The following is a 21,758-nucleotide window of genomic DNA, read 5'->3' on the forward strand; positions in this document are numbered from 1 at the left end:
CTGGTCAGTCTCCAGCAAGACTCATCTGGTCAATACGGATGGTTGGGGCGTGATGGCCCGTCATCAGGTTGAGGTCATTGGCGGGGATGAGCCGCGCAAACATGTCAAGCAGATTACCTGCCACCGTGATGCCTGATACAGGCTCGGCAATCTCGCCATTGCGGATCATGAAGCCTGAACCGCCCCGGCTGTAATCGCCTGTCAGCATGTTGATGGCGTTGCCCATCAGTTCGGTGATGAGCACACCCTCCCTGATATCACGTCTCAGTTCTTCAGGGGAGTGGGTGCCCGCATGAAGGAACAGGTTGGACGGACCGGGGTGGACATTGCCCCCGCTGGTCCGGTTGGCCCGGCCATTGCTGGCGGGCAGACCCAGCCTGCGGGCACAGCGGCTGTCCAGCAGCCAGTGGCGAAGCTGCCCGTCTTTCACAAGGTCCAGCGGCAGGCAGGCCGTGCCCTCACCATCAAAGGGGCGGGAACCGGCAAGACGGGGCAGGGTCGGGTCATCGGTGATGGTGACGCCAGACCCAAATACCGCTTCATTCAGCCTGTCCTTGAGGAAGGAAGTCCCCTGCACGATGGCGGATCCATTGATCGCCCCAGCGAGATGCCCCAGCAGGGAGCCGGACACGCGGGGGTCGAACAGGACCGGATAGAGGCCCGTTCTGGGGCGGGTAGGGTTCAGCCGGGCAAGGGCACGGCGGGCCGCCTCATGGCCCAGCCGGGCAGGATTTTCTAGGTCGGCCTGATGCACGGCACTGTGCAGGGCATAATCCCGTTGCATCCCTGTTCCTGTTCCCGCCAGGACGCTGACGCCACAGCTGTGGCCGCTGCGCTGATACTGGCCGGCAAAGCCGGCACTGGTGGCCAGGGCGATGTCCTGAAGGGTCGTGCTGGTTGAGGCACCACTGCTGTTGGTGATGCCTGCATGTGAGAGGGCTGCGTCTTCCATCTCACGGGCTCTGTCCAGCAGGGCCGGCGTATCCGGCGTGCCAGAGGGGTCGAGCAGGTCGAGCTTTGCAATCGTGCTGGCAGGAACAGGCATGAGCGGTTCGTCTGCCAGACCGTCATCAGGGGATGGAGGAACGACCCTGGCCATGGCACAGGCCCGTTCTGCAAGCTGTGAGAGGGCTTCCGGCGTTACGTCATTGCCGGAGACCGTGGCCACACGGCCCTGATGGAAGACACGCAGCCCGAGGGACAGGCTCTCCGCATGGCGGAGGCCTTCCGCCTGACCCTGCCGGATCATGGCGGAGCGGCTCCGGCCACGGAGCATGACCGCATCGGCATGGTCGGCACCGTGCTGGCGGGCAAACTTCAGGGCGGCCTCAAGATGGGGGAGCAGATCGGTCATGCGGATTTCAGTGCGGCGTGGATGGCATCTGGCCCGGGGATGTTGCGGGCTGGTCCCATGGTGGTCAGCGTCGGAGCCCCGTTGAAGATGGTCCGGGCCATGGCCAGGACGTCCTCTTCCGTTACGGCATCGATCTTGCGGATCATGTCGCTGGTGGAAATGATGCGGTCATGGACCTGGATCTGGCGGGCGATCTGGGCACAGCGGCTGCCTGTGCTCTCCAGCGACATGAGCAGCGAGGCCTTGAGCTGCGTGCGGGCACGGTCCAGTTCTTCCTTGCTGATTCCCTTCTGGAGGGTGCTGAGCTCAGTCAGGGCGGCAGGAATCAGTTCGTCCGTCTTGTCTGGCCCGGTCCCGGCATAGAGGCCGAACATGCCGCTGTCCGCAAAGGGGCTGGCAAAGGTGTAGACGCTGTAGACGAGCCCGCGCCGCTCCCGGATTTCCTGGAACAGACGGGACGACATGCCACCTCCCAGCAGGGTGGAGAGGATCATGGCACTGTAATAGCCTTTTTCCCGATAGCCGGGGGCGGGGAAACCCAGCAGGAGGTGGACCTGGTCCAGCTTGCGGTCCGTCTGCTTCATCCCGCCGACATACCGGCCCGGTACGGCCTGTGGTGGCGTGTGCGTGGGCAGGTCGGCAAAATGGGTACGGACGAGGTCGACAACCTCATCATGGTGGAGATTGCCCGCTGCGGCGATGACCATGTTCTGCGTGCTGTAATGCTCATGCATGTAGGCCATGAGCGTCTCCCGGCTCATGCTGGCGATGCCATCTTCCGTGCCAAGGATGGGGCGGCCCATGGGCTGATCGGGGTAGGCACATTCCTGGAAATGGTCAAAGACGATGTCATCAGGCGTATCATTCGCCTGACCGATTTCCTGAAGGATGACACCACGTTCCCGCTCCACTTCTTCCGGCAGAAAGGTGCTGTGGGTGAGGATGTCGCCGATGAGGTCCACGCCAAGTGGCAGATCATCCTTCAGCAGCTTGACGTAATAGGCTGTATTCTCCCTGGCCGTGTAGGCGTTGAGATAACCGCCCACATTTTCGATTTCCTCGGCAATGCGGATGGCAGAACGACGCCCTGTTCCTTTGAAGGCCATATGCTCGAGAAAATGGGCTGCTCCATTGGTGGCTTCGCTTTCATGGCGGGTGCCAGCAGCCACATAGGCTCCGAACGAGACGGTTTCGACACGCTCCATCCGTTCCGTCACGATGTTGAGGCCATTTTCAAGAGTCGTACGTCTGATCTGTTCGCTCATGCAGTTCTGCGTGTCCATGATGTGAGAAGAAGCGGAAAGTGTTTGCAATATGGGGTGCCGGGAGTCTTTTTCCAGTCCCCCCGTTTTTCACGGGGCAGACGGAAAAGGGGACAGCCTGACAGGGCCATCCCCTTTTGCCCATGTGTAGCAGCCAGCGCAGGACTCAGCGTCCGCGATGCGCCCGGACAGCCGCTTTGACCTTTTCGAGGTCGTTGGGAAGAACCTCATAACGTTCCTTGCGGGAGAAGAGGTCTGCCAGATGCGGCGGCAACTCCGGATGGATGCCGGTTGCTTTCTTTACGGCATCGGGGAACTTGGCCGGGTGGGCCGTGGCGGCGGCCACCATCGGCACGCCTGCTTCACGGAAGCGCCGCCCCGCTGCCAAGCCGATGGCGGAGTGAGGGTCTGCCAGATAATGGCTTTCAGCGTAAAGTGCCTTCATCGTGGCGGTCGTCTGCTCGTCACTCAGGGCAACGCCGTGGAAAGTTTCCCGGATCTGCTCCCAGGCGTCATGTGGCACGGCCATGCAGCCCGTCTGCCGGAATTCTTCCATGATGGCACGGCAGCGGTTGGGATCACGGCCCAGCATCTCGAACAGCAGACGCTCGAAGTTGGACGAAACCTGAATGTCCATGGAGGGGGAGAGGCTCGGCTCCACCTGCCGCTTCGTCATGTCGTTGTTCAGAAGGAAGCGGGTCAGGATGTCGTTCCGGTTGGAGCCGACACAGAGATGATCGACAGGCAGCCCCATCTGGCTGGCTACCCAGGCGGCCAGGATGTTGCCGAAGTTGCCGGTTGGCACGGCGAAGGAAACCGGGCGGTCCGGCCCACCAAGAGCGAGGGCGGAGCGGACATAATAGGGAATCTGGGCTGCAATGCGGGCCCAGTTGATGGAGTTGACGGCGGAGAGGGCGCAGTCCGTACGGAAGGATTCATCGGCGAACATGGCTTTGACCATGTCCTGACAGTCATCAAAGTCGCCTTCCACGGCGATGTTGAGGACGTTGTCCTCCAGCACTGTGGTCATCTGGCGGCGCTGGACTTCCGACGTCCGGCCATGGGGATGGAGAATGACGATGGACACATGTTCCCGGCCACGGAAGGCCTCGATGGCGGCGGATCCTGTATCGCCCGATGTGGCACCGACAATGGTCACATGGTGGTTGCGCTGTTTCAGTACATGTTCGAAGAGGCGGCCAAGCATCTGCATGGCCATGTCCTTGAAGGCGAGCGTCGGGCCGTGGAACAGCTCCAGCGAAAAGAGACCATCCTCCACTTCCACCAGCGGTGCTACGGCGGCGTGGTCGAATTGTCCGTAGACGTCGTGCGCCATGGTACGGAGTGTGTCACGGTCTATGCTGCCCTCGGTGAACAGGCCGATGACCTCTGCCGCAAGGTCGGCATAGGAGAGGGTGCGCCAGCCTGTCAGGGTCTCGCGGGGGATATGCGGCCAGTGATCGGGCATGTAGAGCCCGCCATCACCAGCCAGACCGCTGAGCAGAATATCGGAAAAGTCGGGGGCAGCGGCATCCAGTGTGCCGCGGGTAGATCGATAACGCATGCCCCCACTATATCACCGAAACGCCATCAGGGCAGGGTAATTTCCAGAAGATGCTGGTGATTGGTTGTTGGGGCCGGATTCATGCCGTTTTCCGGCATGGCGGAACCGGTCAGGACAGCCAGCCGTCCCGGCACGCCTGAGCGGCCTTTGAGCAGTGTGACGGCCTGGGCATCATAGAGTTTCTCATCATGAAGCAGACGCCAGGGCAGGCGGTCGGCACCAAAGGCGAGCAGGTCTCCATGTTCGATGTCGATCATGTAGATCGTGTCATCCCGGCTGATGGTCATGCCGCCAAGGCTGGGGGTACGGCGCCAGTTTGTCATGGCTTCTATCCGTTCCGCCGGGCCAAGGCTGGAATCGGTCAGAATGTCAGTTCCGATTCGGTAAAGTGGCCCTGTCGGAGTCTGATAAAATAGCCAGTTTTTGCCGTGGTCCAGTAGGAGGAAGCGCACGTTGCCCCCCGTTTTGGGCTGCCCCTGTGCCGTCGTGACGGGCTGGCCATGCCGGATGAGAGGGGCATGGCTGCTGAGGGAGGGGGCGCCTTCCAGCAGACGCTCTGCATGACCGCTCCTGAGGTCGATGATGACGAAAGCCGGAACGCCGTCATCGACCAGAAAAGCCTTGCTGTCCGTGACCTGAAGGGCCGAAATGTGGCTGCCGACGGCCAGGGCGTTGCTGAAGCCGATATGGTTGAGGATGACCCCTGTATCCGGTGCGATATTGAGCAGTGCGGGCGTGGGCGCCTGTGTTACGGCCCAGAGGCCCTGGGATGTCGCCGTCAGGGCCGTGATGGCGGGCAACTCGTCCATCAGGAGAGTGAGGCGGCTGTCCACGGGGTCCAGACGATAGATCTTGCCCGTCATACCCAAGGCGAAGGGGGACCCATCGGGAAGGGAATTCAGCGAGGGGGCCAGCGGCAGGCTCAGCTCATGTTCGCCAACAATCCGGGCCTGCACATGGGCGTCCTGCCAGGGGCGGTCTGCTCTGGCAGCGGGGCTGAGCCCCAGAACGGCGGCCGACATGATAAGGGCTGAGGTCAGCAGTGAGGACAGACGTATTTTCATGGCAGGTATCTGGGTGTTCCCCGATGGTTTTGCAAGTTCCGGCCTTTGGGAGCTGGTGAGTGTGGCAGATGGGGGAGGGTCAGGCCGAGCAGAAAGCCCGTGGCTGGAGCTGTGAAGGTCCAGAGGAACAGTCCCTCCAGTCCTTCCAGAAGGCAGGCTCCGGTCAGGCCGGCGGCAGGCAGGGCCAGGCGGAGAAGCGTCTGCAGCGTTCCGGCAGGGGGAAGATGGCAGGGATTCTGTCGCCTGTAGGTGGGCAGTCTGTTGAGATGGAGCAGCCAGACAGCAGCCCAGAGGCCCATGAGGAACAGGATGATCATGCTGCCTGCTTTCGGAAAAGATGCAGAAGAACGGACAGGGCAGCCAGTCCAAGGCAGGCTGCCAGAAGGTCCACGGTGCCGAAGAGGAGAGGTCGCCCCGTATGAAAAGGGCGAGTCAGCAGGTCGAGTCCTGTAGTGCCAGTGCCCAGAACAGCCACAAGGGCGAGCTGCTGGCAGGTTGCCGGTCTGATGATGAAGGCATGGAGCAGTGAGAGGCTCCAGAGACCGAAGAAAACACTTTTTTCCCAGAGAATGGGCGACAGGGAAAACGGCGTGGGGAGGCGTGTGCTCCAGAACAGGGCCAGCGTGGCCAGGGGCAGCCCCAGTGTGGTGGCGATGGTGACGGCCTCATGACTGCGCTGGAGGCGCTGCCGGATTGTGGAGGAAACAGGGTGATGGGTGATGCTGTTCCTTTCCGACTGCAGGAAGAGGACCAGGCCGGACCCGATGATGATGCAGCCCATCAGACCGCTGAAGCAGTAGAACCAGCGTGTTGCCAGTCCGGCCCAGCGCAGGTTGTGCAGTCCCACGAAGAAGCTGTGTACGGTCGGGCAGACGGACCGGGGCGGCAGGGTGGGGTGGGAAGGTGTCAGGGCCTGCCTCTGGAGGCAGAAATGCAGGGTGTCAGGGCCATAAAGGCCGATTTCCCTGCCGGTCTGCATGAAGAATCCATCTGCTACCGTGCCCCACTGCCGCAGGCCGTTTTCGGTCAGGCTGCTGATGATGGCGGGAGACAGGGACGGTGGTATGGCTGTGTGGGCCTGATGGCGACTGGCATGGCCTGCGGGGTGATGGGGCGGGTTCATCATGTGGATGAGCTTCTGGGACTGAAGGATCACGCCGGACAGGCCGATGATGAACAGGACGGGCAGGCTCAGCGTGCCGCACAGCAGGTGCAGGTCCAGCCAGCGGCGTTGGGAGGCAGCCCGGGGGCGGAAAAGTAGCAGGTCCGGCAGGAAGCGGCGCAGCTGGAGCCACAGGCCGGTCAATAGTGTCACGAGCAGACCGATGCCTACGGTGGTTGTCAGTATCTGCCCCCATGGGTTGGGCAGGTGAAGGCTGGCATGGAGGGTCACGAAAAACGTGCCGCCGGTGACGTCATGGTCTGTCAGCGGCAGGCCCGTGTCAGGCGCAAGGGCCGGGCCGAGGAAGATGCGCCCATCATAGTGCCAGAGGCGGAAAACGGGGTCCCGTGGAGAGGGAAGTTTCAGGAAAGCGAAGATGCCCGTGTCGAGCTGTGTCTTCAGATTCTGTCCGGCCTTCAGCAGGCCGGTGTGTGTCATGGCGGGCAGGGGACTGTGGAGGGCGGTGCGGGGCTGCATCCAGCCCTGTATTTCCGGAGAAAAACAGGCCAGCGAGCCGGTGAAGCAGAGAACGAACAGGAAAAGGCCAGCCGGGAAGCCGATCCAGCGATGGAAAAGGCGCAGTGCGGTGCGGAGCCTTGGAGACATGATGGACGCAACACGGCATAAATGAGAATGATTCTCATTTATTACGAGGTTTTGGCAGTTCTGTAAATGGGGCAGGACGCAAAAATGACAGGGGTGTAAAAAACGGTAAGAGAAAAAAGGTTTTTTTATGAAAAAAAGTTGAGAATAATTATCGTTAACATATAAAGCGGCACTCATTCAGTTTCACAGTTCAGGATGGGCACGCATGGTTATTCCTTTCCGTTTTTCCCGCAGAACCGTCACTCTCTGGTGCCTTCTGGCAGGCAGCATGCTGACGGGGCATCCCGTCTGGGCTGCCGGAGATGAGGGCAGAGAACAGACAGCAAAGGGCCAGATGGCACGGTCCGGCCAGCCGGACGGCAAGGTTGACATCAGGAAGAAGAGCGTCGGAAAGGACCGTCAGCAGGCGGACGCACCCCCGGTGGAAACCATCCTCGTCAAGGCACGGCGGCGGGAGCAGATGGAGGTGAAGCTGGGCGGGCAGGCCGGCGTGCTGGGCAACAAGAAGGGGCTGGACCTGCCCTTCAACCTGCGCAGCTATACGTCCAGCATGATCCTGAACCAGCAGTCCCAGACACTGGGGCAGGTGCTTCAGAACGACCCGTCCGTGCGGACGACCTATGGTTTTGGCAATTTCTCGGAGACGTTCATCATCCGGGGGATGCCGGTTTATGGGGATGATGTGGCCATCAACGGCCTGTATGGAATCAGCCCCCGCCAGCTGATCTCTCCCCAGCTCTATGATTCGGTGCAGGTGCTGAATGGGGCAAGTGCCTTCATCAACGGGGCCGCTCCGGGGGGAACGTCGGTCGGTGGCAACATCAACCTCCAGTTCAAACATGCGGGGAGCGAACCGCTCGCTCGTCTGACGGGCGACTACACCAGCAGGGGGCAGGGCGGCGGCAGTCTGGATGTGGGGCGCCGCTTTGGCAGGAATGACCAGTTCGGCATCCGTTTCAATGCGGCGGGCATGGATGGCCAGACCTCCATTTCTGGTGAGCGGCGTCATTCCGTTGCGCTGGGCCTGGATACGGACTGGCACAATGACGACACCCGGATCAGCCTCGACATCAACTACCAGAACCAGAACGTCCAGCAGGGGCGGGGGTCCGTGGTGCTGAATTCCGGTCTGACGGCCGTTCCCAGACCCACGAGACCGGGGCGCAACTGGAGCCAGGGCTGGAGCTATGAGGACATGCACTATGTGTTCGGGCTGCTCAATGTCGAGCATGACCTGAACAGCCATGTCATGCTTTATGGCACGTTCGGGGGCATGACAGGCCATGAGGAAGGCAATTACGATACGGTCTATGTCTCGGACGGGCTGAAGGGCACCGGCTTCGGATACGGGTCCTACGTCCCCTACCAGCAGACCAATGAAAGCACCCGGGGTGGCGTGCGGGCGCATTTCAGGACAGGTTTCCTGAAGCATGAGGTCAATGCCGGTGGGTCGGCCCTGTGGTCGGAGGCCTCCACGGGCTATGCGGGCGGAATGGTCGGCGATACGAGCCTGTATGCTCCCGGGGTCCAGGCCAAGCCGGCGTCGGTCCATCACGTTTCGGCAACGCCAGCCACGAAGACGCAGCTTTACAGCCTGTTCTTCTCGGATACGATGTCTTTCTGGCACGACCGCATCGCCCTGACGGGAGGCTTCCGGTACCAGCATATTCTCCAGAACAGCTACCAGTACACGCCGACCCATTATTCCCGGGATGCCATCACGCCTGTGGTCGGGCTGGTGGTGCATGTGGCCCGCCATGCTTCTCTCTATTTCAACCGGGTGGAGGGGCTTAACCAGGGGCTTCAGGCCCCGGCACGGAGTTCCCTCTATCCCAATCTGGTCAATGCGCAGCAGTTCCTGTCACCCACACGGACCGTCCAGTATGAAGTTGGCGGGAAATATGACATTGGCCGCTTCAGCGCGTCCCTGGCCTTCTACCGGTTGGACCGGCCGACAGGGCTGGTCGAGGATTATGGGACGGAACAGATATTCAAGGCCAGTGGCAGGCAGCGCAATCAGGGCATCGAGCTGAACGTCAATGGTGAGATCATTCACGGGCTGCGCTTCAACGGGGGCAGTGCCCTCATCCAGGCCAAGCAGGTCAAGGGGGACTATGTCGGCAACAGGGCTGTCGGCATTCCCGGTTATACGATCAACGGGAATCTGGAGTATGACATTCCTTTCGTGAAGGGACTGACCCTGACGGGGCGTGTCACCCATACGGGCCATCAGTGGGTCAATGTCCAGAACTCCCTGCGGATTCCGAACTGGACGACCTACGATCTCGGAGCCCGCTACACCTTCATGATGACACCGAAACGCCCGATGACCTTCCGTTTTGGTGTGGAAAATCTCACCAACAGCCATTACTGGGCTTCATCCTACACGGCGTTCAGCAGCGTGAACGGTTATCTGACCCAGGGGCTGCCACGGACCTTCAAGGCGTCTTTCTCGACCGACATGTGAGTCGAACTGGACGGGGCCATGCCATGCAGGCACGGTCCTGTTCCCGTCAGGAGATGTCCGCCTCCGTGTGGCGGAGCGTTTCCAGCAGGGCCGTCTGAAGGGCCTCTTCCTGCTCTGGCGTTGCCAGCTTGTGACCTTCCGCATCCGTCACATAGAATACGTCCACGGCCCGCAGCCCGTAGGTCATGATATGGGCGGAAGAAATGTGCAGCTTCAGGCGGCTGAGCGTGGCGGTGATGTTGTACAGCAGGGCCGGTCTGTCCCGCCCGTTGACCTCGACGATGCTGTGATTTTCTGACGCATCATTGTCGATGAGAACACGGGAGGGAATGGGAAGGGCTTCCAGCCGCCGGACGAGGGGGAAGCTGGCGGCACTGAGTGTCTCGTCCAGATTGACGTCCCCTTCCATGACCTGCGTGATTGTCTCACGCAGGCGTTCTACATGTTCCGGCTCCAGAAAAGCCTCGCCGTGAGGGGTCTGGAACCAGAACGTGTCCAGCACCATGCCATTGTGGAGCGTATGGATGCGGGCATCGGCGATGGTGGCCCCGCAGAGGGCCAGTGCCCCCGTGATGCGGGAGAAGAGGCCCGGCTTGTCCTTGCAGAAGACGGTCAGCTCCGTGATTCCCCGGCTCGGGAGGGGGACGATGTCCATGATGATGGCGTTGTCACGCCCGTCCTCACGGTGTTGGCTGATCAATCCGGCATGGCGGACATGGCTCTGCGGGTCGAAGCTCAGCCAGTAGCCGGGGCTGCCAAGCTTCATGAAGGAGGCGATGTCTGCGGGGGCCATGTCTTTGTCCATCAGCTCCTGCCGGACGAAGGCCTTGTTGTGTTCCACCCGTTCATCATCTTCCCGGGCCTGCAGGCCGCCTTCCAGCACATCGGCTATGCGGGTATAGAGGCGGCCCAGCAGGGTGGCCTTCCATGCGTTCCATGCCCGTGGGCCAACGGCCCGGATGTCGGCAATGCTGAGCAGGAGCAGCATCCGCAGCCGCTTGGGGGACTGGATGGTGTCAGCGAGGTCCAGAATGGTCTGGGGGTCATCAATGTCCCGGCTGAAAGCCGTGCGGGACAGCAGCAGGTGGTGGAGCACCAGCCATGAGACCGTATCTGTGTCGCTGGCGGAGAGACCAAGCTGCTGGCAGATATGTGTGGCGATTTCGGCCCCGATCTCGGAGTGGTTGCCGCCCCGGCCCTTGCCGATGTCATGCATCAGCGTGGCAAGATAGAGCAGGGGCCGTTGTGTCATGGTACGGGCCAGCCTGTAGGCCAGCGGCAGCTCGTCTGCCATGCGGTTCTGCTCAATCATCCGCAGGATACGGATGGCTTCGATCGTATGGGCATCCACGGTATGGATGTGATAGCCATCAAACTGCGTCCGACCGAGGATGCGGGACCAGCCAGGCAGGAGATGGGAGAGGATGCCCGTCTCGTTGAGCAGTGGCAGCCAGAAGAGGCGGTCCTGCCACTGCTCGGGATATTGCTCCGGTACAGTAGCTGTGCCTGGTGTCGGAAGTTCAGCAGCCGGTTCGCAGAGCAGCCTGATGAAGAGGGCGGAGGCCTCATCATCATGGCGGAGGAAGGCGCTGTGCCGTTCAAAACGGATGATATGCTGTATGGCAGCAGGGTGCAGAGCCAGTTGATGGCGGCGTGCACAGTCCAGAAAACGCAGGACGGTCACAGGTTCCCGGACAAGGGCTAGCGGGTTGGGGAAACTGAGGCAGCCATCAATGCGCTGGAATCCGTCTGGCCCCGGTTCCACCCGCGGGGGGCGCTGCTGGAGCTGGTTGCGCAGGTGCAGAAGGATGGCAGGCTGGAAGACATGGGTCAGCCGCATCACGGCCCGGGCCATGAGGAAATGGTGGCGCATGAAGCGCTCCACCCCTCGCTGATGACCATGATTGCCATAGCGCATCCTGGCCCCGATAATGGGCTGGACATCAAATGTCAGACGTTCTTCATTCCGGCCGGTGATGTAATGAAGGTTGAGCCGCACCGTCCAGAGGAAGTTCCAGAGGCTGCGGGTACGGGATATTTCCCGTTGTGTCAGCAGGCCGAGCAGGGTACAGGCCGGGGCCAGCCCCTGGGCACGCTGGAGGTTGGATTTTATTGAAAGACCATTTCCCAGCACGGCATAGCCAATCCAGTTCAGGACCTGAAGGTCCCGCAGCCCGCCTTTGCCTTCCTTGATGTGTGGCTCGACCAGATAGGGTGTATCACCAAACCTCTGGTGCCGCTCCTCCCGCTGGGTGATGGCCTGGAGGACGAAGCGCTCCAGTGCAGGGCCTTTCAGATAGGCTTCCAGCTTTTCCTGGAGAGCCAGGACGAGTGATTTCTGTCCGTGGAGAGGGCGTATGTCCAGCAGGGTCGTGCAGGAGGTCTGGTCTGTTCTGGCCATCTCCATGGCACTGTCGATGGTGCGTGTGGCATGGCCGACCCGCAGCCCGAGGTCCCACAGTGTATAGAGGATGTACTCGATGGCTTTGATGAGGTTCGCAGAGGGAGGGGCCTCGGTCAGGAAGAGCAGGTCCACATCACTGAAGGGGGCCAGCAGCCCCGCACCATGTCCGCCCGTGGCACAGAGGCAGAAGGCCTCACCTGTTCCATCTTCCTGTGGGGCAGAGGGCAGCCCGGCATGGCGGGCCAGTTCTGCAATGACATGGTCCATCAGCAGGGCGAGGTTGCGGGCTGTTTCCACACCGCTCGTTTCCCGTTTTTCAAACTGCTGGCGGATACGCTCCCGTTGCAGGCCGAGTTCTGTTCTCAGCCGTTCCAGGGCTTCCTGGCGGGGCACGACGGGCTGCCAGGCCTGGCTCATGTGTGATGGAGGGGTGGAGGTGAGGGGAGCAGACATGACAGCTCTCTTGTTGGCGGCAGGCTCTGGCAGGTTTTGCAGGGTACCCGTTGCGTCATTCTGCATCCGCAACATCCTTTTTGGCAAGGCCATCCATCAGGCTTTTCAGCTGATAGAGGGCTGAATGGGCCTCCCGGGGGGAGAGGGAGTCCGGGTCCAGCCCTGCCAGTTCGTCACGCAGGGCATGGAGGGTGGCCAGTCCGTCGGTGGAGGTATGGCCAGTGGGCAGGGGGGCATCCGGTGGAGGGGTTTCCATGGCGGCCTGTTCAAACAGGGGCAGGCTGGCAGGCTGGCGGGTCTGTCCCCGTTCGCCCTCGAGGCGTGCCAGCAGGACCCGTGCCCGCTGGAGGACGGAAGCTGGAATGCCCGCCAGCTTTGCCACATGCAGGCCCCAGCTTTTCTGGGCCAGCCCGGGCCGGACCTCGTGCTGGAAGACGACATGCCCCTTCCATTCCCGCACGGCCATGGTGCAGGCGGCCAGCCGGGGGAGGGTTTCCAGCAGGGCACCGAGCTCATGAAAGTGCGTGGCGAAGATGGTGCGGCAGCGCAGCTGGGAGTGCAGGGCCTCCAGCGTGGCCCAGGCGATGGAGAGGCCATCCAGCGTCGAGGTGCCCCGCCCGATCTCATCCACCACGACAAGGGAGCGTGGTCCCGCCTGATTGAGGATGGCGGCGGTCTCCGTCATTTCCACCATGAAGGTGGAACGCCCACGGGCCAGATCGTCGGCCGCCCCCACACGGGAGAAGAGCCGGTCCACGATGCCGATCGTTGCCTCCTGTGCCGGGACGGGCAGCCCGGCCTGTGCCAGAATGACGGCCAGGGCGTTCTGCCGCAGGAAGGTCGATTTCCCGGCCATGTTGGGGCCTGTCAGCAGGATGGCGTGTTTTTCCGGTGGCAGGGTGCAGTCATTGGCGATGAAGGCCGTGTCATGGGCGGCCTGATCGTGCAGGGCGGCTTCCACCACGGGGTGACGGCAGGAACGGAGCGTGAAGTCTTGCCCGTCCGTCATGGTGGGGCGGCACCATGTGCCACGGTCCATGATGCGGGCGCAGGAGATCAGCGCATCCAGCTCGGCCAGGGCACGGCCGACATCATCAAGGGCAGGGGTGTTGAGGCAGTGCTGGGCCAGGTCGGCAAAGAGGTGACGTTCCAGCTCGTCAGCCTTTTCCGATGCTTCCAGAATGGCCTGGTTGAGCGAGGAGAGTTCTTCATTGGAGAAGCGGGCGAGACTCGCCGTGCCCTGCCGCAGGCTCAGCCCCTCATGCTGGCGCAGCTTCCGGCCTGCCGCCGCAGGAACCTCGATGACGTAGCCGAGCTGGTTGTGATGGCGGATGCGCAGGCTGGAAATCTCATAGTCTTCCGACAGGCGGACCTGCAGCTGGGCGATCAGGCGGCGGCTGTTGTCCCGCAGGTCCCGCTGGCGGTCCAGCTCGGCATCAAAGCCGGGAGCGATGACCCCACCATCCTCGATCTTGACGGGCAGTTCGGCATTTAGGGCGGCCTCAAGCCGTTCCAGCAGGGCGTCGGCCCGCCCGTACAGGCTGGCTCCGACATGGCGGATGCGCTCGGGCATGCCGGTTTCTGTCAGTCCGCCGAGTATCCCGGTGATCTGATCCGCTGCCCGGAGCGTGTCCCGGATGGCGGCAAGGTCCCGTGGCAGGGGACGGCCGCTGGAGATGCGCCCCAGGGCACGGGCGGAATCGGGAGCCTGCCGGAGGATGTCCCGCAATGTTCCCGTGGGCTGGGGATGCTGGTGAAGCCAGCTCCAGCCCTCCTGCCGTTGCGTGATGAGGGTGAGGTCCGTGCTGGGGGTGCTGACCCAGTGGGACAGAAGGCGGGTACCGGCCGCTGTGGCTGTCTGATTGACACTGGTGAAGAGCGTGTGCCTGCTGCCGCCATCCCGGGACTGGAGAATGTCGAGACTGCTGCGGGTGGCCGGGTCCAGCCCCATGATGCTGTCCAGCCCGTGGTCGATGGGAGGGGCCAGCCGGGGCAGCCTGCCCGCCTGGCTGCGGCGGACATAGTCCAGCAGCACGGCACAGGCGATGATCTGTTCATCCCGGAAATCCCCCAGCGCATCCATCTGGGCGACCTGATAGGCGTCTGTCACGGTGCGTTCTGCGGCCTCCCGGCTGGGGGCGGCCGTGGAGGGGGTGATGATTCCGGCATGGTCCGCCGGGATCAGGGCCGGGTCGGAGAGAATTTCCGAGGGGGAGAGGCGGGCCAGCAGCTCGGCCAGGGTGTCTGCCTCCAGCCGGAGCAGTTCCAGCGTACCGGTGGAAATGTCGATCCAGGCCGCCCCGAGGCAGTGCCTGCGGCGTCTGTCCGGGGCGACGATGGCCAGGAGCGTGTTGGCCCGTCCGGCTTCCAGCAGCTCATCTTCCGTCAGGGTACCGGGCGTGATGACACGGACGATCTCCCGGCGGAGCGGGCCTTTCTGGCCCTTGCGGGGGATTTCCGTCTGTTCGGCCACGGCCACCCGGAAGCCCCGGCGGATGAGCCGGGAGAGGTAGACCTGCGCCGTGCCCACGGGCACGCCACACATGGGGATGGGTTCCTCATCATGAGTTCCCCGGTGGGTGAGGGTGATGTCCAGCGCAAGGGCGGCCGCATGGGCATCGCCAAAGAAAAGCTCGTAGAAGTCTCCCATGCGGAAGAAGAGCAGGGCATCAGGTTCCTGCTTTTTCAGGGTGAACCACTGCTCCATGGTCGGCGTGACCTTCCCCGTTACCTGCGGGGGAATGGGAGGGACGGATGGTTTCTGGTCGACCATGCAGAAAAAAGACCTCACCGCTTTGTCGTGGCTGGGCAGCCCATGAAGATTAATAGAAGGTTAAGTTGAGATGCGATGCTTCTTATTATCATGAAATGGTGAGGGGAAGGCCAGAGTCATGATGGCAGGGCAGGGTAGAGTGGTTTCCCTTGCCACAACCTGCCCCGGGGCGGCATGGTGGCCTCATGAGTACTGCACCGGAAAATCATGTTGTTTTTGAAGATGTTCTCCCGATGGCTCAGGGACTGCTGGAAGCCGAACGGGACGAAATCGCCAATCTGGCCAATATTGCTGCCCTGCTGTTCGAGGCGATGGCGCAGGTCAACTGGGTCGGTTTTTACCTGATGAAAGGTGGTGAGCTGGTCCTTGGTCCGTTCCAGGGCCGGGTGGCCTGCACGAGGATCGCCGTGGGCCGGGGCGTCTGCGGGGCTGCCGTGGCCGAGCGGGCCGTGCAGCGTGTGGCGGATGTTCATGCCTTCCCCGGTCACATCGCCTGTGATGGAGCCTCGGAATCGGAGATTGTCCTGCCCATCATGAAGGGTGGGGAAGTGCATGGCGTGCTGGACATCGACAGTCCCGTGAAGAATCGCTTTTCGGCAGAAGATCAGGCACAGCTGGAAGCCCTTGTCCGGCTTCTGGAATCGCATCTCTGAAATTCTTTTTCCGCCTGCCTAGCGCCTGAAACGCCGGAGCAGGCGGGTACGGAGTTCCTCCAGTCCCAGCACCCGCAGGGCCACGAGCAGCCCGCCATAAAGTGCGGCGCTGCTGCCGATCAGGATGATCAGGGCGCAGAGTCGGGGCAGGGCGTGCCATTCCGGCAGGCCGGTGGTCAGAAAGCGGGCACAGCCCCAGGCCCAGACGCCCATGATGAGAGCGGCCACCATGATGCGGATGGCCCGTGACAGGCTCGTGACGGTGGGGCGGAACGAGTCCCGTCTCCAGAGCAGCAGGGCCAGTGCCCCCATGTTGACGATGGCGGCCAGCGTGCTGGCCAGTGGTGGAGCCAGATGGGCCAGCGTGCGGTACAGCAGCAGGTTGAGGGCCAGATTGATCCCCATCGTGACGAAGCCGATGCGAACCGGTGTCGTGGTGTCGCCTTCGGCAAAGAAGGCCGGAGCCAGCAGCTTGATGATGATGAAGGCGGGCAGCCCGAGCGCATACATGCGGAGGGCTGCGGCGGAATTCTGCACGTCATGGGGTGTGAAATGCCCATAGCCGAACAGGGTGGCCATGATCTCCGGTGCCAGGCTGAACAGGCCGATCATGGCGGGGAGGCTGAGCAGCAGGGCGTAGTTCAGGGCCTGGTTCAGGCTGGTCTGGAGGGCAGAGCGGTCATTGGCAGCGACATGACGGGTGAAGAGCGGCAGCAGCGTCGTGCCGAGGGCCGCCCCCAGCACGCCAAGAGGAAGCTGGTTGACCCGGTCTGCAAAATAGAGCCACGAGATGGAGCCTGTTGGCAGCAGGGTGGCGATGATGGTGTCGATGGTCAGGTTGATCTGCGTGACGCCGGAGCCGACCAGCCCCGGCAGCATCCGGCGGAGTAGCAGCCGGATGTCGGGCGACAGCGCCGGGCGGACCAGTGGCACCGTCATTCCGGCCTTTCGGGCTGCCCAGAGCAGCCCGGCAAGCTGGGCGATACCGGAGAGGGTGATGCCCCATGCGCTGGTCGGGGCGACATGCTGGTGCCCCCAGAAGGCCCCCACAAGAATGGCGGCGATCCCGACGATGTTGAAGGAAATGTACGCCGCCGAGGCGGCTGCGAAATGGTTGCGGGCATTGAGGATGCCGGCGACCAGGGCTGCCCCGCAGATCAGCACCGTATAGGGCATGGTGATGCGGGTGAGCTGCACGGCGATGGCGAAACGGCCCGTGCCGTGGGAGCGGAAGCCGGGGGCGATGAGGTCGATCACCCACGGCATGAAGATTTCTGCCAGAATGGTCAGCAGGCTCAGCCAGAGCAGCAGGAGGGAGAAGGCCTGCCCGGCCAGCAGAAGGGCAGCCGGTGGGCCTTCCTTCTCATAACGGGATGTGAAAAGCGGAACGAAAGCGGCGTTCAGGGCCCCTTCTCCGAAGAGGCGGCGGAACATGTTGGGCAGGCGGAAGGCGATCTGGTACGCATCCTGCACGGGGCCGGCTCCCAGAAACATGGCCAGAAGCTGGTCCCGCACCAGCCCCAGCAGGCGGGACAGCATGGTCCAGCTGCCAACGGTGAGAAGGTGACGCAGCATCGTTCAGGCGTGTTTCCGGCTTACCCGGCGGATCTCCTCCAGCAGGCGGGGGGCCTGGGGGTCTGTCAGCGGAGTGAACCAGCGGTGCAGCTTTCCCTGACGGTCGATGAGATATTTGTAGAAATTCCAGCGGGGCAGGGAGAGGAAGCCTCCTTCCTTCGCCAGCCAGCGGAACAGCGGAATGGCTTCCGTTCCCCGGACGACGGAGCGTGCCGCCAGAGGGAAGCTCACGCCATAACGACGCTGGCAGAACTGGCTGATCTGCTCCGATGTCCCCGGCTCCTGTCTGCCGAAATCATTGCTGGGCACGCCAAGCACGATGAGGCCATCCGGCGTGGAATGTCCCATGTCACGCCACAGGGTCTGGAGGCCCTCATACTGTTTGGTGAAGCCACATTCGGAGGCTGTGTTGACGACCAGTACGGGGCGGCCCCGCCACTGGGAGAGGTCAATCTCGCCGCCTTCAAGGGCGGGGAGCCGGAAATCATAAAAGCTGGTCATGATGGGGCCTATTCAAAACGGGTGGGGCGGTCCAGCAGCTCGTCACGGGCCTGATGGGGGGTCAGCTCCCCGGACAGGAGACGGGTGATGACATTGATGATGGGGGTTTCGATGCCGAAACGCTGGCCAAGCTCCTGCAATGTCGGGGCTGTCAGAACGCCCTCGGCCACCGTGTCACGCTGGGCGAGGATGTCCTGTATGTTCTCGCCTTTCCCCATGGCCACGCCCAGGCTGTAATTGCGGGATCCAGCCCCCGTGGCGGTCAGGATCAGGTCGCCCATTCCGGCCAGGCCGTACATGGTACGGCCCTGCCCCCCCATGGCATCGACAAGGCGGGCCGTTTCGGCCAGCGCACGGGTGATGATGGCGGCTCTGGCATTTTCACCCATCCCGGCACCGACACTGATGCCCGCCCCGATGGCGATGACATTCTTGGCCGCCCCGGCGATCTGCACGCCCAGCGGGTCCGTGCTGGCATAGAGGCGCAGGGTGGGGGTGGTGAGGCGTTCGGTCAGCGCCGTGACGAAGGCGAGATCATGCGCGGCCAGCGTGGCTGCGGCGGGCATGCCCCGGGCCACCTCGATGGCGAAGTTGGGGCCGGAGAGAACGGCAGCCGGTCGGCCGGGCATGGTCTGCTCCACGATCTGGAGAGGGAGCAGGAAGGTGCCCCGCTCCATCCCCTTGCAGCATGTGATGACCGGCACGTCAGGCTTCAGATGCTTCTGGAGGGCCATGGTGACATCCCGCAGCCCCTGCGTGGGGACAACAAGCACCACGATGTCGGCTTCCGTCGGCAGGTCGCTGGTGACGGTGACGGCCTCTGGCAGGGTGACCTGTGGCAGGTGCGGCAGGGCACGGATGCCTGCCGGAACGGGAGTGCGTGTCCAGAGGGTGATCCGGGCGATGTGGGAGAGGGTGCAGGCCAGAGCAATGCCCCATGCTCCGGCACCGATGACGGCAATATGTGGCTGGACGGTCATGCGGATGGTTCCATCAGAGAGCTGTGTCCGGTGGAGGACGTTTCCTGTGTGGCCTGTGGCCGGTAGGGCTGGCGTTCACTCAGCGGCCAGCGGGGGCGGGGGGCCAGGGTGATGTCGTCCGGCACCTCACCCTGTTTCAGCCGTTCCAGCGCAGCCCAGCCGATCATGGCGGCATTGTCGGTGCAGAGACGTAGCGGGGGCGCAAGGAAGGTGATCCCGTGCTGGCTGGCAATTTTTTCCAGCCTCTGGCGCAGCACGCTGTTGGCCGCCACGCCACCGGCCACCACGAGTGAGGTGACCTGCGGTGCCAGAGCCAGAGCATTGAGGATGCGGTCCGCCATCACGTCCGTCACGGCCTGCTGGAAGGAGGCGGCGAGGTCGGCGGCCACCTGCCGGGGCAGGGCCTCACGTCCGTATGGTTCGATGTGGCGGGCGACGGCCGTCTTGAGGCCGGAGAAGGAAAAATCGCAGCCGGGGCGGCCTTTCAGCGGGCGAGGCAGGCTGTAGGCCTGCGGGTCGCCTTCTCTGGCGAGCTTCTCCAGTGCCGGGCCGCCGGGCCAGCCCAGTCCCAGCATCTTGGCCACCTTGTCGAAGGCTTCCCCGGCGGAATCGTCAATCGTGCCTCCAAGGCGGCGATACTGGCCGGTATCCTCCACGGTGATGCACTGGCAGTGCCCGCCAGAGACGAGCAGGGCGAGATAGGGGAAAGCCGGGGCCGTTTCATCCGGCCGCAGGGCCGCAGGCAGGCGGGGGGTCAGGATGTGGCCTTCGATATGGTTGATGCCCATGAAAGGCTTCCCGCAGGCCATGGCCAGCCCCTTGGCGTAGGAACTGCCAACAATCAGCCCGCCAATCAGGCCGGGGCCGGTCGTGGCGGCAAAAAGGGCGATGTCCTCCAGCTCCAGTCCGGCCCGCTGGAGGGTCAGCTCCACCAGTTCCGGCAGGGCCTTCAGGTGGGCACGGGCGGCCAGCTCCGGCACGACACCGCCCAGGGCAGCATGATCCTCCTGCGAGAGGACGCTTTCCCCGAGCAGGGCTCCGTGGGCGTCCAGAATGGCGCAGGCGGTGTCATCGCATGAGGTCTCGATGGCCAGAAGCGGCGTCAGGTGGGAAATGTCAGACATGATTGGTTCATTATGGCGGATTCTTCGGAGCATGACACCCCTTCCAGAATCGGTTATGGAGGGAACACCATGAATGCTTCAAACTTTTCCTCCGCAGCACTTCAGAAAATTGCTGCCGAAGCGGCTCGCCGCTCCCATGCGCAGGCTCCACCGGACCGGCGCAAACTTCCCCTGCGGGTCGGGACACGGGCGTCCCCGCTGGCACTGGTGCAGACGCGGCACTTCCTGACCCGGCTGACCCGTTTCTGTCCCGTTCTGCGGGACATGGGGGCCTTCAAGGAAGAGCAGATGCAGACCTCCGGGGACCTGAACCTCAAGGACCGTCTGGCCGAGATCGGTGGGAAGGGGCTGTTCTCCAAAGAGATTCATGAACTTCTGGCCGTGGGCGGGATCGATTTTGCCGTCCACAGCCTCAAGGACCTTGAGACCCACCTGCCGCCGGGACTGGTGCTGGCCTGCACGATGAAGCGTGAGGATGCCCGTGATGTGCTGATGCTGCGCAAACGGGGCGTGACGGTTGATCCTGAAAGGCCGTTCGACTGTCTGCCAGAAGGAGCACTCGTGGGCTGTGCGTCTGTCCGCCGCCAGGCGCAGATGCTTCATGTCCGGCCGGACCTCCGCTTCACCCTGCTGCGGGGCAATGTGCAGACCCGGCTGGACAAGCTGGGGGCAGGACAGTGCGATGCGACGCTGCTGGCCTACGCCGGGCTGAAACGCCTCGGCATGGAAGACCGCATCGACGTGCCGCTCTCCCCCGAGGTGATGCTTCCGGCCTCCGGGCAGGGCATCGTGGGCGTGACGGTACGGGAGAGCGACCATGAGCTGAGGGAGCTGCTTTCCGCCATTGAGGACCCGGAGGCCCGTGCCGTGGCCACGGCGGAACGTGCCCTGCTGGCGGAACTTGATGGCTCCTGCCGGACTCCGATTGGCGGTTATGCCCAGCTGAAGGAAGGGCGGCTTCATCTTTCCGGCCTCGTGGCCAGCGAAGATGGCACCTTCCTGCTGCGCCGGGAAACTGAAGGACTGCCGGAAGATGCGGCTCGTCTGGGCTATGAGCTGGCCTGTGAGCTGCGGCGGGATACACCGCCTGCCATCTTTGCGAAGATCGTCCAGCCATAACGACCATGCGTCAGACTGTGCTGGTAACCCGGCCTGAGCCGGGGCTGAGCGAGACAGTCGGTGCCGTGCAGGCGCAGGGCTGGCGGGCTGTTGCCAGCCCTGTCATGACCATACGTCAGGAACCGCCAATGGCGGACCGGCCCTGTCATGCTCTGCTGGTAACGAGCGGTCAGGCCCTGCCTTTTCTGGTCCATCAGGACCGTGACAGGCTGCTGCTGACAGTGGGCCACCGTACGGCGGAGCGGGCTGTGGCGATGGGGTTCCGGCGTGTCGAGGCGGCATCAGGGACACAGGCCGGTCTGGAAACGCTCTGCCGTCAGAAAGGGTTGTCTGGCTCCGGCCTTGTGCTGGCCTGCGGGCGGGGGCGGCATGGACAGCCCTACGGGGCCGATCTGGCGGTCAATCTGGGGGCGCAGCGTGTTGAGGCCTATCAGGTACAGCCTGTCAGACAGCTTGCTGCGGCGGCAAGGACCGCCTTGGCGAGCAAAGAGGTGAGTGCTGTCCTTTTTTATTCCAGTGAGACGGTTTCCCTGTTCATGGAGCTGTGCCCGCCGGACCTGTACCGGCAGCTTGGCCATTGCAGGGCCATCTGTCTCTCCCAGGCCATCGCCGGGCGTGTCAGGGAGAGCGGCCTGTGGGGGCAGGTTGAGGTTGGTCCTCCCCTGAGGCTGCTGGGAAGAGGATAAGAAAAAAGGCG

The 21,758-nt window shown here is 63.0% G+C and carries 16 protein-coding genes; 4 read left to right on the forward strand and 12 right to left on the reverse strand.

Annotated elements, in window-relative coordinates:
• Positions 1–4: 4 nt before the first annotated feature.
• From DTJ15_RS02745 to DTJ15_RS02770, 6 genes are all read right to left on the reverse strand, one after another.
• Entirely contained in the window at positions 5–1,354 is a 1,350-nt protein-coding gene (locus tag DTJ15_RS02745; protein ID WP_086431092.1) for a TldD/PmbA family protein, read from the reverse strand.
• Positions 1,351–2,619, reverse strand: a complete 1,269-nt coding sequence (locus tag DTJ15_RS02750) for a pitrilysin family protein (RefSeq protein ID WP_086431190.1) — start codon at positions 2,617–2,619, stop codon at positions 1,351–1,353. The genes DTJ15_RS02745 and DTJ15_RS02750 overlap by 4 nt, the downstream gene beginning before the upstream one ends.
• A 163-nt stretch (positions 2,620–2,782) precedes the next feature.
• Positions 2,783–4,180 carry a threonine synthase gene (gene thrC, locus DTJ15_RS02755; protein ID WP_043560577.1) on the reverse strand — a complete coding sequence of 466 codons (1,398 nt, stop codon included), beginning with the start codon at positions 4,178–4,180 and terminating at the stop codon, positions 2,783–2,785.
• Between the two features lie 26 nt (positions 4,181–4,206).
• A complete protein-coding gene (locus DTJ15_RS02760; protein ID WP_081563035.1) occupies positions 4,207–5,244 on the reverse strand; it encodes a hypothetical protein in 1,038 nt (345 codons plus the stop codon).
• A complete protein-coding gene (locus DTJ15_RS02765; protein WP_249109337.1) occupies positions 5,241–5,561 on the reverse strand; it encodes a hypothetical protein in 321 nt (106 codons plus the stop codon). The genes DTJ15_RS02760 and DTJ15_RS02765 overlap by 4 nt, the downstream gene beginning before the upstream one ends.
• Complete coding sequence (locus DTJ15_RS02770; protein WP_249109340.1) at positions 5,558–7,012, reverse strand: PepSY domain-containing protein; 1,455 nt, start codon at positions 7,010–7,012, stop codon at positions 5,558–5,560. Before DTJ15_RS02770 ends, DTJ15_RS02765 begins: the two co-directional genes overlap by 4 nt.
• Before the next feature lie 205 nt (positions 7,013–7,217).
• On the opposite strand from DTJ15_RS02770, the gene DTJ15_RS02775 reads away from it, so the two are divergent.
• Positions 7,218–9,479 carry a TonB-dependent siderophore receptor gene (locus tag DTJ15_RS02775; RefSeq protein WP_249109342.1) on the forward strand — a complete coding sequence of 754 codons (2,262 nt, stop codon included), beginning with the start codon at positions 7,218–7,220 and terminating at the stop codon, positions 9,477–9,479.
• A gap of 46 nt (positions 9,480–9,525) precedes the next feature.
• Here the strand turns inward: DTJ15_RS02775 and DTJ15_RS02780 are convergent, their stop codons facing one another.
• The gene (locus DTJ15_RS02780) at positions 9,526–12,402 is read right to left on the reverse strand and encodes a [protein-PII] uridylyltransferase (protein ID WP_249109343.1); all 2,877 of its coding nucleotides are present in this window, start codon (positions 12,400–12,402) and stop codon (positions 9,526–9,528) included.
• Positions 12,392–15,109 carry a DNA mismatch repair protein MutS gene (gene mutS, locus DTJ15_RS02785; RefSeq protein ID WP_249109345.1) on the reverse strand — a complete coding sequence of 906 codons (2,718 nt, stop codon included), beginning with the start codon at positions 15,107–15,109 and terminating at the stop codon, positions 12,392–12,394. Before mutS ends, DTJ15_RS02780 begins: the two co-directional genes overlap by 11 nt.
• A gap of 185 nt (positions 15,110–15,294) precedes the next feature.
• Between mutS and DTJ15_RS02790 the strand changes: the two genes are divergently transcribed.
• Positions 15,295–15,762 (forward strand): GAF domain-containing protein, encoded by a 468-nt coding sequence (locus DTJ15_RS02790; RefSeq protein ID WP_283162640.1) that lies wholly within the window; start codon positions 15,295–15,297, stop codon positions 15,760–15,762.
• Positions 15,763–15,780: 18 nt separating this feature from the next.
• Here DTJ15_RS02790 and murJ read toward each other — a convergent pair whose 3' ends face one another.
• Genes murJ through tsaD form a run of 4 tightly spaced genes read right to left on the reverse strand, consistent with a single transcriptional unit; the run spans position 15,781 to position 19,942 of the window.
• Positions 15,781–17,337, reverse strand: a complete 1,557-nt coding sequence (gene murJ / locus DTJ15_RS02795; protein ID WP_043560565.1) for a murein biosynthesis integral membrane protein MurJ — start codon at positions 17,335–17,337, stop codon at positions 15,781–15,783.
• Between the two features lie 3 nt (positions 17,338–17,340).
• Positions 17,341–17,838, reverse strand: a complete 498-nt coding sequence (locus DTJ15_RS02800; RefSeq protein ID WP_043560564.1) for a glutathione peroxidase — start codon at positions 17,836–17,838, stop codon at positions 17,341–17,343.
• An 8-nt stretch (positions 17,839–17,846) separates the two neighbouring features.
• Entirely contained in the window at positions 17,847–18,818 is a 972-nt protein-coding gene (locus DTJ15_RS02805) for an NAD(P)H-dependent glycerol-3-phosphate dehydrogenase (RefSeq protein WP_043560562.1), read from the reverse strand.
• Entirely contained in the window at positions 18,815–19,942 is a 1,128-nt protein-coding gene (gene tsaD / locus DTJ15_RS02810; RefSeq protein WP_154981572.1) for a tRNA (adenosine(37)-N6)-threonylcarbamoyltransferase complex transferase subunit TsaD, read from the reverse strand. The genes DTJ15_RS02805 and tsaD overlap by 4 nt, the downstream gene beginning before the upstream one ends.
• Positions 19,943–20,011: 69 nt before the next feature.
• Between tsaD and hemC the strand changes: the two genes are divergently transcribed.
• Positions 20,012–21,061: a hydroxymethylbilane synthase gene (gene hemC / locus DTJ15_RS02815; protein WP_043560559.1), complete on the forward strand. Its 1,050-nt coding sequence runs from the start codon at positions 20,012–20,014 to the stop codon at positions 21,059–21,061.
• A 5-nt stretch (positions 21,062–21,066) separates the two neighbouring features.
• The gene (locus DTJ15_RS02820; protein WP_249109346.1) at positions 21,067–21,747 is read left to right on the forward strand and encodes a uroporphyrinogen-III synthase; all 681 of its coding nucleotides are present in this window, start codon (positions 21,067–21,069) and stop codon (positions 21,745–21,747) included.
• Positions 21,748–21,758 lie beyond the last annotated feature (11 nt).

It is taken from the genome of Parasaccharibacter sp. TMW 2.1891 (assembly GCF_023337675.1).
GTDB lineage: Bacteria > Pseudomonadota > Alphaproteobacteria > Acetobacterales > Acetobacteraceae > Bombella > Bombella apis.

Coding starts and splice junctions, on each gene's coding strand:
- DTJ15_RS02745 (WP_086431092.1), bottom strand. CDS start 1,354: ATGACCGATCTGCTCCCCCATCTTGAGGCCGCCCTGAAGTTTGCCCGC.
- DTJ15_RS02750 (WP_086431190.1), bottom strand. CDS start 2,619: ATGAGCGAACAGATCAGACGTACGACTCTTGAAAATGGCCTCAACATC.
- thrC (WP_043560577.1), bottom strand. CDS start 4,180: ATGCGTTATCGATCTACCCGCGGCACACTGGATGCCGCTGCCCCCGAC.
- DTJ15_RS02760 (WP_081563035.1), bottom strand. CDS start 5,244: ATGAAAATACGTCTGTCCTCACTGCTGACCTCAGCCCTTATCATGTCG.
- DTJ15_RS02765 (WP_249109337.1), bottom strand. CDS start 5,561: ATGATCATCCTGTTCCTCATGGGCCTCTGGGCTGCTGTCTGGCTGCTC.
- DTJ15_RS02770 (WP_249109340.1), bottom strand. CDS start 7,012: ATGTCTCCAAGGCTCCGCACCGCACTGCGCCTTTTCCATCGCTGGATC.
- DTJ15_RS02775 (WP_249109342.1), top strand. CDS start 7,218: ATGGTTATTCCTTTCCGTTTTTCCCGCAGAACCGTCACTCTCTGGTGC.
- DTJ15_RS02780 (WP_249109343.1), bottom strand. CDS start 12,402: ATGCAGAATGACGCAACGGGTACCCTGCAAAACCTGCCAGAGCCTGCC.
- mutS (WP_249109345.1), bottom strand. CDS start 15,109: ATGGTCGACCAGAAACCATCCGTCCCTCCCATTCCCCCGCAGGTAACG.
- DTJ15_RS02790 (WP_283162640.1), top strand. CDS start 15,295: ATGAGTACTGCACCGGAAAATCATGTTGTTTTTGAAGATGTTCTCCCG.
- murJ (WP_043560565.1), bottom strand. CDS start 17,337: ATGCTGCGTCACCTTCTCACCGTTGGCAGCTGGACCATGCTGTCCCGC.
- DTJ15_RS02800 (WP_043560564.1), bottom strand. CDS start 17,838: ATGACCAGCTTTTATGATTTCCGGCTCCCCGCCCTTGAAGGCGGCGAG.
- DTJ15_RS02805 (WP_043560562.1), bottom strand. CDS start 18,818: ATGACCGTCCAGCCACATATTGCCGTCATCGGTGCCGGAGCATGGGGC.
- tsaD (WP_154981572.1), bottom strand. CDS start 19,942: ATGTCTGACATTTCCCACCTGACGCCGCTTCTGGCCATCGAGACCTCA.
- hemC (WP_043560559.1), top strand. CDS start 20,012: ATGAATGCTTCAAACTTTTCCTCCGCAGCACTTCAGAAAATTGCTGCC.
- DTJ15_RS02820 (WP_249109346.1), top strand. CDS start 21,067: ATGCGTCAGACTGTGCTGGTAACCCGGCCTGAGCCGGGGCTGAGCGAG.